At 67.3% G+C, this 9,674-nt stretch carries 9 protein-coding genes; 6 read left to right on the top strand and 3 right to left on the bottom strand.

Annotation, left to right across the window (positions count from 1 at the left end):
• Positions 1-11 precede the first annotated feature (11 nt).
• The gene (locus V9K99_RS42150) at positions 12-674 is read left to right on the top strand and encodes an alpha/beta hydrolase (protein WP_337007796.1); all 663 of its coding nucleotides are present in this window, start codon (positions 12-14) and stop codon (positions 672-674) included.
• Here the strand turns inward: V9K99_RS42150 and V9K99_RS42155 are convergent.
• Together V9K99_RS42155 and V9K99_RS42160 are read right to left on the bottom strand one after the other, a co-directional pair.
• Positions 652-1,287 (bottom strand): hypothetical protein, encoded by a 636-nt coding sequence (locus tag V9K99_RS42155; protein ID WP_337007797.1) that lies wholly within the window; start codon positions 1,285-1,287, stop codon positions 652-654. The genes V9K99_RS42150 and V9K99_RS42155 overlap by 23 nt on opposite strands.
• Positions 1,284-1,607, bottom strand: coding sequence for a hypothetical protein (locus V9K99_RS42160; protein WP_337007798.1), 324 nt, complete (start codon positions 1,605-1,607; stop codon positions 1,284-1,286). Before V9K99_RS42160 ends, V9K99_RS42155 begins: the two co-directional genes overlap by 4 nt.
• Positions 1,608-1,787: 180 nt before the next feature.
• Between V9K99_RS42160 and V9K99_RS42165 the strand changes: the two genes are divergently transcribed.
• Together V9K99_RS42165 and V9K99_RS42170 are read left to right on the top strand one after the other, a co-directional pair.
• Complete coding sequence (locus V9K99_RS42165) at positions 1,788-2,060, top strand: effector-associated constant component EACC1 (protein WP_337007799.1); 273 nt, start codon at positions 1,788-1,790, stop codon at positions 2,058-2,060.
• 270 nt (positions 2,061-2,330) lie between these two features.
• On the top strand, positions 2,331-3,995 hold the full coding sequence (locus V9K99_RS42170) for an MSCRAMM family protein (RefSeq protein ID WP_337007800.1): 1,665 nt from the start codon (positions 2,331-2,333) through the stop codon (positions 3,993-3,995).
• Positions 3,996-4,134: 139 nt separating this feature from the next.
• Here the strand turns inward: V9K99_RS42170 and V9K99_RS42175 are convergent, their stop codons facing one another.
• On the bottom strand, positions 4,135-5,268 hold the full coding sequence (locus V9K99_RS42175; RefSeq protein WP_337007801.1) for an epoxide hydrolase family protein: 1,134 nt from the start codon (positions 5,266-5,268) through the stop codon (positions 4,135-4,137).
• 127 nt (positions 5,269-5,395) lie between these two features.
• On the opposite strand from V9K99_RS42175, the gene V9K99_RS42180 reads away from it, so the two are divergent.
• The 3 genes from V9K99_RS42180 to V9K99_RS42190 all read left to right on the top strand — a co-directional run bounded on the left by V9K99_RS42180 (position 5,396) and on the right by V9K99_RS42190 (position 9,215).
• Complete coding sequence (locus V9K99_RS42180) at positions 5,396-6,793, top strand: LVIVD repeat-containing protein (protein WP_337007802.1); 1,398 nt, start codon at positions 5,396-5,398, stop codon at positions 6,791-6,793.
• A gap of 77 nt (positions 6,794-6,870) precedes the next feature.
• Positions 6,871-7,866 carry a helix-turn-helix transcriptional regulator gene (locus V9K99_RS42185; RefSeq protein WP_337007803.1) on the top strand — a complete coding sequence of 332 codons (996 nt, stop codon included), beginning with the start codon at positions 6,871-6,873 and terminating at the stop codon, positions 7,864-7,866.
• 248 nt (positions 7,867-8,114) lie between these two features.
• Positions 8,115-9,215, top strand: a complete 1,101-nt coding sequence (locus V9K99_RS42190; RefSeq protein WP_337007804.1) for a hypothetical protein — start codon at positions 8,115-8,117, stop codon at positions 9,213-9,215.
• The last annotated feature ends 459 nt before the right edge of the window (positions 9,216-9,674 follow it).

Here is a 9,674-nt window from a genome sequence, read left to right on the forward strand (position 1 = left end):
TACGACGACCAATGGATGATCGGATAGCGGGAGAGCTCGTCACCGAGACGTTCGAGTACGACGGCGGCCGACAGGTCACGGTGTACGTGCCGCCGGATCCACCTGAGGCAGTCGTGTTCGCCGGTGACGGTCAGCTGATCTCGCAGTGGGGCGGGTCTCTGGAGGCGGCCGACGTACCGCCCACCATGATCGTCGGTGCGTACCGCACGGACGATGAGGATGAGATGGCGCGCATCCGTGAGTACTCACCGTCGTTCGACGAGGAACGGTTCGCGGCCCACGAGAGCTTCTTCGTCGACGACGTTCGCAGCTGGGTGCGGTCGCGCTTCAACGTCGCGTTGCCGGCCGAACGCACCGCGGTGTGCGGCGTGTCGGCGAGTGCAGAGCTCGCGCTCGCCATGGGGCTTCGGCATCCGGACGTCTATGGCGCAGTCTTCTCCGCCTCACCCGGCGGCGGCTATCACCCGCCTGCTGTGATGCCGAGCCCACTACCGCGCACGTATCTCGTCGCCGGCACGCAGGAGCCCTGGTTCCTCGAGAACGCGACCCGCTGGGCAGACGCGCTCCGAGACGCAGACGCGGACGTCGTACTGACCGAGCGCCCCGGAAACCACGGCGACCCCTTCTGGCAAGCCGAGTTCCCCCTGATGATCAGCTGGGCCTTCGCCCACTGAACCCGCCGTCCCTGAGCCCCGTTCCCTCAAACCTCCCGGCCCGCCGGACCATCGCCACGGCTCCCCGACCACCCGGCCGCGGAATCGTCGCCCCGGAGGCATGAGCAATCCCGGAGGCCGCCGCGAGGGACCTGCGAAGCTCGGGCGGGAGGGGTTGGCGTATCGGCCCGACGTCTGAGGTGCCGGCCGCTGCCTCGAGGGTGCGGATCTTGGCGCCCCGGGCCCGGCCGAGACGGGCGGCGGCGACGTTGAAGGGACGGTCGTCCCTGCGGGGTTCGAAGCAGATGATCTCGCGATAGGGCAGACCGCCGTCCGCTGCCTCGAATTCGCGGTAGACGAGGCGGTGGGAAGGGCCGAGTTCGTTGTTGCGGCGAGATTCCGGGATGACTGGCAGCTTGATCTCGGCGCAGTCGCTGAGGTCGTGAGCTCCGTTGCCGAGCCTCTTGCCGTCGAAGCTCGTCTCCTGACCGTTGGTCAGAACCTGGAGGCCCAGCTTGAGGGCGCGGTACTCGCGGTCGCGCAGGCCGCCTGGCTGTTGAGTAGCGGCGGCTTGTTTCAGGGCTGCGAGCTGGTGCAAGACCTCCTGGCGGACGAGCAGTCGATACTGCGTCACCGCTTGTCGGGGTCGTCGAACGGTTTGCCGAGATCGGAGGTGTCGATCTCTTCGTCAAGGTCCAAGCCGAGCTCGGCGGCCACTTGTTCGAGGGGGATCGACGGCTGGGGGTTGGCGAGGCGGTGGCGGACGACCGAGTAGCTGGAGTCGAAGCCGTCCTCGTCGGTGGCCGAGGCCACGAGCGCCCGCCAGACCTCGAACGGAATGACGACGCCCTCGGGCTGACCGGCATCGCCGAAGATCAGCGGCTCGGTCTCACCGGAGCGGAAAAGGTTCAAGAGATTGGACAGATTCTTTGACGCCTCCGCGGTGGTGAGCACCCAAACACGCTCGCCACTTGGGAGCAAATACTCCGTTTCGGGATTCATGGGAACAGCTTAGGAGCGGCGTGTCTGGGGCGGTGGGAGTTATCCACAGGGGGTTTTGAGTAGCCTGGGGGGATGGGTGAAGGGCGGTGGGTTGAGGTTCGGGTTGTTGGCTCGGACGTTGGTGGGGAGCGGGTGCGGAAGGCTGTTCGGCAGTTGCGGAAGGAGCTGGCCGAGCAGGAGTTCATGACGCAGTCGGGGATCGGGGATGAGCCGGCGACAGCGGTTGCGCTGAGTGGGGGCGATGGGATGGTGCCCGCGTTGGCCGCCGTACTGCGGGACTGGATTTGCCGGCGGCATGGTCCGGGGACGGTTCGGCTGACGTTGGGGGACGAGTCGATCGAGGTGGACAAGCCGACCTGTGACGAGCAGGCGCTGACAGCGTTCCTGAGCAAGCGAAACGGCTAGACCAGTACGGCGCCAACGCCACCAGATGTGGTCGTTCGAGCCGGGGCAGTAGCCGTGACCAAACCGTTGTATATAAGGCGTTCCGGGCGTAACGTCAGCACCGGAATTCTGGCGACGCGGCCGGCTGGGGGGCTCGGTGCGCGCCTCGCCTAACTGGGGGATGAGGACACACGGGCCGTGTAGCGGAGGGACTTACACGCGCGCCTCGCCGTGAGGAGACCGCCCGGCCCGAAACACGGACCGGGACCTGGATCTCCGGAGGGGGAGACAATGACGTCTTCACTGGGCGCCGGCTCGCGTGCCGGCACATCACGTACGACGCGGAGGCCGCTGGCGGCGGCCGCAGGGCTGTTGCTGGTGGCAAGCGCCCTGGTCGCGTCTCCGGCACTCGCCGCGCATCCCGAAGTCAGTCTGCCCGGCAGCAACTTCGAGATCGACACGAACGCCAACCTGAAGCTCGACGACCCGGCCCCGTCAATCGACTGGGCGAACGTCGCCGAGACCCGACAGGCCGACAAACCCACGGGTGCCACGGACGATTCGTTCGGCCAGGGCACCAAGGAGGACACGGCCATCCCGTCGGTGGTCGACGGCAGCATCCCGCCGAACAAGAGCGACCTGCTGAACTTCGGCGTGTACCTCGAGACGACCGGTACCGACAGGTTCCTGCACATGTTCTGGCATCGCGTCCAGGAGCCGTCGGGTACGACGAACATGGACTTCGAGTTCAACCAGTCCGAGACCCTGACATCCAACGGCGTGACCCCGGTCCGTACGGCGGGCGACGTACTGATCCAGTACGACCTGTCGCAAGGTGGCACCAACCCGGTGCTGTTCCTGTCCCGCTGGGTGACCTCTGGTGCGGCTTCGCAGTGTGAGGCCTCGAACTCGCTGCCGTGCTGGAGCGACAAGGTCAACCTGACGACCTCCGGGGACGCGACCGGCTCGATCAACTCGACGGCGATCCCGTCCGCCGACTCCGACGGGCTCGGCAACGTCTCGGCCCGGACGTTCGGTGAGGCGACGGTCGACTTCAACGCACTCGTCGGTGGAAGCAACTGCGCCGGGTTCGGCAGTGCCTACCTGAAGAGCCGGTCGTCCGACTCGTTCACCGCGGCGCTGAAGGACTTCATCGCACCGACGCCGACGAACATCTCCAACTGTGGCTCGGTCAAGATCATCAAGACCGATGACGCCGGTACGCCGCTTGCCGGTGCCACGTTCGCGCTGTACAACGACAACGCTCCGATCGGTGGCACGCGCGGGGCCGAGGACACGATCACGAATCCGCTGCAGTCGTGCACCACGGATGCCGACGGTGTCTGCACGATCATCAGCGTGTTCCAGGGTGAGTACTGGGTCGTCGAGACGGTTGTCCCACCGGGACACACCGGTGCCGCTGACCAGCATGTGACGGTGGTCGCTGACGAGACGGTGGAGCTGACCTTTGTGAACCCGCGGCAGCGTGGCGCCATCCTGGTCACCAAGACCAGGAAGCATGCGGCGTCGGGTTCCGGATCGCACCCGCAGGCAGGCGTCAACTTCACCGTCAACGGGGTCACCCAGACCACCGGTGCCGACGGGACGACCTGCTTCGGCAACCTGCTGTTCGGCAGCTACAACGTCACGGAGACGCTGCCGGCCGGTTACGTGGCCGATGGTCCGCTGACGAAGACCGTTGTGGTCGACAACGCCGCGACCTGCGGTGCAACGCCGTACGCCGGGGAGACCGTGGCCTTCGGCAACACGCCGTTGACGGATCTGTCCGTTTCGGTCAACTCGCAGATCGATGGTGGTACGGCGTCGACGATCGTTTGCACCAGGCCCAGTGGGACCGTGGCGAGCGGTAGCACGGGTGCGAACGGTGATGGCTCGGCCTCGGCGCTGAACCTGCCGCCGGGCACCTACACCTGCACGGTGGTGATCGACCCGTAAGAGGAGGCTCTGCCCGGATGTCCCTCCAAACGGGTGGAGCCCGAAGGGAGCCCGGGGCGCGTGAGCGTTCCGGGCTTCCGCAGGTTCAGACGCGCCTGAGCCCGGGGCCGCAGGGGTCCCGGGCTCAGTCAGCGAGGGGTCAGCGCAGGCTCGCGAAGAACTTGCGGAGGTCGGCGGTGAGGTCGTCGGGGCGTTCGAGGGAGGCGTAGTGGCCGCCGGTCTCGAAGGTAGACCAGTGGACGATGTTGGTGTTGTCCCGCTCGGCCAGCGGGCGGATCGTCTTGAAGTCGTCGGCGAACACGGCGACGCCGGTCGGCGCGTGGTTCTGGGCGGGCTCGACGCCGGAGTGGGCCTCTTCGTAGTGGTACCGGCCGGCCGCCGCGGAGGTGTTGGTGAACCAGTACAGCGAGACCTCGGTCAGGATCTGGTCGCGGGTGACCAGGCTGGTGCCATTGCCGAAGCTGTTGAACAGTTCGTTCCAGGCGAGCTGCCCGACCGGCGAGTCGGAGATGCCGACGGCAACGGTCTGCGGCCGGGTCGAGTTGATCGCGTTGTACCCGCCGACCGACTGGAACCACTGCAGGTGCTCGAGAGCGGCGTAGTCCGCCGGCGTGAACTTCTCGAACTCGGCCGGGTCGCCCGACGGGAACGAGAACAGTTGCTGCACGTGCAGCCCCAGGAAGCCGTCAGGGTTCAGCAGCCCGAGCTCCCGTGCGACCATCGCGCCGCCGTCGGAGCCATGAGCGCCGTACGACGAATAGCCGAGCCGGCGCATCAACGTGTCGAAGGTGCGAGCGACCCGCGCCATGGTCCAGCCGCGGTCGACGAGCGGGGTGCTGAAGCCGAAGCCGGGGATGGACGGTACGACGACCGAGAACGCGTCCTCGGCGACGCCGCCGTACGCGACCGGATCGGTCAGCGGGCCGATCATGTCGAGGAAGTCGACGAACGACCCCGGGTAGGTGTGGGTCAGCAGCAGCGGCGTCGCGCCCTCGACCGGCGACGGAACGTGGATGAAGTGGACGGTCTGGCCGTCGATCTCGGTCAGGTAGTGCGGGAACTCGTTCATCCGCTCTTCCTGCTTGCGCCAGTCGAACCCGTTCTGCCAGTGGTCGACCATCTCGCGGAGGTAGTGGTTCGGGGTGCCGTAGTCCCAGTCGTCGCCGGGTACGGGCTCGGGCAGCCGCGTCCGCGCGAGGCGGGCGAGCAGATCGTCCAGGTCAGCCTGGGCGATGTCGACGGTGAAGGGCCGGATGCTCTCGTTCGTGGTCATGGCTTCACCGTAGAACCCGTATAGGAACATTAGATTCCTATTCAGCCATTTGATCCGAGCCATTGCTTGCGGGGTGCCAAGGGGTTAGGAAGAAGCAGTCTGTCCACCCATGGGAAAGGGGGGTGTCATGCATCGATCGATGCGCCTGGCTGCGACGGTTCTCGGCGCCATGGTGCTCGTGGCGGCCGGTTCGACGGCGGCGGCACACGACGACCACGGCGGTTTCAGCGAACCGAGTCCGACGAGCAGCACTCAGAACGTCAAGCTGCTCTCCACCTCGTTCAAGGGATTCCCGGCCGACACGACGTGGCGGAACTCCGATCTCGCGTTCTGGGGCAAGACCGCGATCTCGGGCAACTACTCCGGCTTCCGGATCTTCGACATCAGCGACCCGGAGAGCCCGGCCGTCCTCAGTGACTTCAACTGCCCGGGCAACCAGCACGACGTCAGCGTGTGGAACGGCTTCCTCTTCACGTCGATCGATGCCCCGATCACCGGTCCGGAATGCGGGTCACCGCGCACGGCCGCCGGTGTGCCGGGCTTCGAGGGGATCAGGATCTTCGACATCCGCAACCCGTCGAACCCGGTGTACGTCGGCGCGGTCGCCACTGACTGCGGATCGCACACCCACACCCTCGTGCCGGACGCCGAGGATCCGAGTCACGTGTACCTCTACATCGCGTCGTACCCGGCCGGAGTGCTGCCGGTGTCCCCGTTCGGCAACTCGTGTTCGCGGCTGGACGCGTCGGGTGCGCCCACCGGGCACAGCAAGATCTCGGTCATCGAGGTCCCGCTGGCGAACCCGGCCGCGGCGGCCGTGGTCAGCGAGCCGATGTTCGAGCTGCGGGACTTCGGCGGCGCGGTCGGTTTCCGCGGCTGTCATGACATCACCGTGTTCACGGAGATCAAGCGGGCCGCGTCGGCGTGCGCGAGCGAGGGACAGATCTGGGACCTCAGCGATCTCGAGAACCCGGTCACCCTGGCGCGAGTGCACAACCCGAGCGTGGAGTTCTGGCACAGCTCGTCGTTCACCTGGGACGGCAAGACGGTGCTGTTCGGCGACGAAGCCGGCGGTGGAACGTCGCCGCGATGCCGGACCACTGACCCGAGCACCCTGGGCGCGATCTGGATCTACGACGTCGCCTCGCTGGACAACCTCGACGGGACGACCGTCGAGCAGCCACTGAGCCACTTCAAGGTCCCGCGGGTCCAAGGTGACGTAGCCCGCTGCACGATGCACAACTTCAACGTGCTCCCGATCGCCGGGCGGTACGTCGCCGTGTCCGCCGCCTATTCGGCCGGTACGACGGTGTTCGACTTCACCGACCGGGCCAACCCGGTCGAGGTCGGGCACAACGATCCGCATGGCGCGAACACGTGGTCGTCGTACTGGTACAACGGCTTCATCTACACCAACGACACCGGGCGCGGCTTCGAGGTCATGCTGCTCGCGGACAAGGCGCGCGCGATGGCGAAGAAGTTGCCCTACCTCAACCCGCAGACGCAGGAGAACCTGATCGGCTGACGGGTGTTTGCGGTCCGAAGAGGCGGCGCTCCAAGCGTTCGCCTCTCCGGGCTGCGCACTAGAGCATGATGGTGCGCATGCGTGAGACGTCGTCCCGGCTGCTGTCGTTGCTCGCCCTGCTGCAGACCCGGCCGGCTTGGACCGGTGCTGAGCTGGCTGAGCGGCTCGAGGTGACGACTCGGACGATCCGCAACGACATCGACCGGCTGCGCGAGCTCGGCTACCCGGTCGACGCGACTCGTGGGCCGGCCGGGCACTACCAACTCGGGGTTGGGGCGAAGCTGCCGCCGCTGCTCCTGGACGACGAGGAGGCCGTGGCGGTGGCGGTCGGTCTGCGGACGGGTGCGGGCGTGGTCGGCATGGCGGAGAGCAGTGCGAGGGCGTTGACGAAGCTGGAGCAGGTGCTGCCGCATCGGCTCCAGCGGCAGGTGAAGGCGATCCACAGCACGATGGAGAAGGGGCCGGACAATACCGGCTCCAATGTGCCGGATCCCGAGATCGACCCGGCGGTGCTGAGCACGGTCGCGGCGTGTATCCGGGACGAGCACTACCTGCGCTTCGACTATTCGGTGCCCGTCGGCGCTCCGATCCGCGGCCCCGGGTCGGGGACTGGTTCCGAGCTGCCGATCCTGGTCGAGCCCTACCGTCTGGTGAGCTGGCAGCGGTACTGGTACCTGGTCGCACGGGACGAGGCCGACGCCTGGCGCACCTACCGGGTGGACTGGATGTCGTTGCGGATGGCAACAGGTCGCCGCTACCGGCCGCGTCCGATGCCGGACGACGACTACACAGACTTCGTACTGCGGGACGTCGCCACGACCGGGTGGAAGGTGCACGCCCGCATCACGGTCTTCGCCTCGGCCGAGGAGGTGCTGTCCCGGATCCACGCCGCCGTCGGCGTGGTCGAGTCCATCGACGACAACACCAGCGTCCTCGTCACCGGCGCCGACTCCCTGGAAATCGTCGCCGTCTACATCGGCATGCTCGGCCTCGACTTCCACGTCGACGGCCCACCAGAACTCGTCCAGCACCTGGCAACCATCGGCAACCGCTACCTCCGCGCCATCACCTAGCTGGTCCCGCCCCAATGGGCATTGGGTGTGGCAGGGTTCAGCAACCGCCGTTGGGCTGGCCCCGCTCTGGTGGGTCAGCCAACCAGACTGTGGGTTTGCCTGCCGGATTCTGATTGGCGGACCCACCTTCTCGTGGGCTGACCCTCGCATGGGGTCGCCGGCAGGGCGGTGCGAGACGGTGGGCCGGCGACGGACCCGTTGGGCGTTAGCATCGGGCCGCCAGTGAACCTTCGATGAAGGCAGGCGCGATGTCCGGATCGATTACTCGCCGAGGGCTTCTTGCCGGTGCGGCGGCGCTTGCTGTTCCCGGTGTGGCGTCGGCGCAGCAGGTGGGCTATGCGGCGTTTCGGGTGGTCCGGTCTCGGCCGGGTGAGCCGAGCCGGCCGGAGATCCTGCTTCCCGACGGGTACGAGTTCGTGCCGGGTGAGCGGTACTCGGTGGCCAGTCGGGCGGAGTACTACGCCTTCGTGCAAGGGCCGTGGTCCGACACGGGGATCGAGGTGCAGGTCCGGTGGCCGGGTGTGCCGGTGCGGGCGGTGGTTCATCAGGATTCCAGGCTTGACCTGCGTGATGGGCTCGCGTTCACGCTCCCGGTCAACCAGCCGACGATCGACGCGAACCAGCCAACCCTGCAGATGTGGTCCCAGCCTGACGTCTCGCCGGGGATGGACTTCCGGATCGAGCACAACGATCCGGACCGGGCCGCCGGGCCGTGGACCAGCGTGCCGTGGCCGACCGGACAAGTGCGGTCGGTTGTCCATCAACTGATCGCCGCGCACCTCATCTGGCGCGCCTCGGGCATGGTGACTCGCGCCGCGGCGAAGGGCCACCGATTCGTGCTGATGGGGTTCGAAACCAACAACACGCTGCATGCCGACAATCCGCCGCACTGGCACATCGCCTACAACTCAGGTGCGGACTTCTCGGCGCCGACGCACAACCCGCACTTCTGGCTCGACGCCAACGGGCGCACGTTCTACAACGGGATGGATGTCACCGGACTCGGCCGGCTCAAGCACTACGTCGGGGATCCGGCGCCGGTGTACGACTTCATCGGCGACGCGAACGGCGGCCGCGGGAACCTCGTGGTCACCTTCACCATTCGCGAGGACGGCGGCCTCGACATCGCGCCGGCCGACGGGCAGACCTATGCGATCGCCGCCGGCCGCGACGGCACCCTGCTCGAGGAGGTCACAGTGCAGCGCGGCGGCCGTGACTGGCTGCGGATTTCCACCACGGACCGGGTCAAGTACGGCGTGCTGACGACGACCGTCGACGGCTTGCAAAACCGGTCCGACAGTCGCACCCTGGTGCTTCCCTACGACCCCCTCACCGGCGTACTGCGCTGAAGCCATAGTCGACCCCGATCAGCTAGCCAGCCCGAGATCAGCCGGGCGGCCCGAGCTGGCCGGTCCGGGGTGAGCTGGCCGGCTCGGGATCAGTCGGGCGGCCTGAGCTGGCCGGTCCGGGGTGAGCTGGCCGGCTCGGGATCAGTCGGGCGGCCTGAGCTGGCCGGTCCGGGATCAGTTGGCTGGCCGGGGATGAGTTGGCTGGGCCGATCGGTTTGCTGGGTTGCTCGGCCAGGTGGGGTGCTCGGCTGGTGCCGCGACTCGCGTTTGCGGGGTTCTCCCTTGATCTGCACCCTTCTCCCTCGATATGCGGTGGGGAGAAGGGTGTATCTGCGGGGTTGTCCGGCTCTCCTGCTTGATGTGTGGGTGATCTGTCCGCACTGGGCGCGGGCTGGCGCCACCAGTCCGCGGGAAGGCCACCAGCACAGGGGTGGCCCGTTCAGTAGGAGGGTTGCCCAC

The organism is Kribbella sp. CCNWLW201, from assembly GCF_037203805.1.
GTDB lineage: Bacteria > Actinomycetota > Actinomycetes > Propionibacteriales > Kribbellaceae > Kribbella.

Bases quoted from the DNA above. Each gene is read 5' to 3' on its own strand.
- V9K99_RS42150 (WP_337007796.1), top strand. From the start codon at position 12: ATGGATGATCGGATAGCGGGAGAGCTCGTCACCGAGACGTTCGAGTAC.
- V9K99_RS42170 (WP_337007800.1), top strand. From the start codon at position 2,331: ATGACGTCTTCACTGGGCGCCGGCTCGCGTGCCGGCACATCACGTACG.
- V9K99_RS42175 (WP_337007801.1), bottom strand. From the start codon at position 5,268: ATGACCACGAACGAGAGCATCCGGCCCTTCACCGTCGACATCGCCCAG.
- V9K99_RS42180 (WP_337007802.1), top strand. From the start codon at position 5,396: ATGCATCGATCGATGCGCCTGGCTGCGACGGTTCTCGGCGCCATGGTG.
- V9K99_RS42185 (WP_337007803.1), top strand. From the start codon at position 6,871: ATGCGTGAGACGTCGTCCCGGCTGCTGTCGTTGCTCGCCCTGCTGCAG.
- V9K99_RS42190 (WP_337007804.1), top strand. From the start codon at position 8,115: ATGTCCGGATCGATTACTCGCCGAGGGCTTCTTGCCGGTGCGGCGGCG.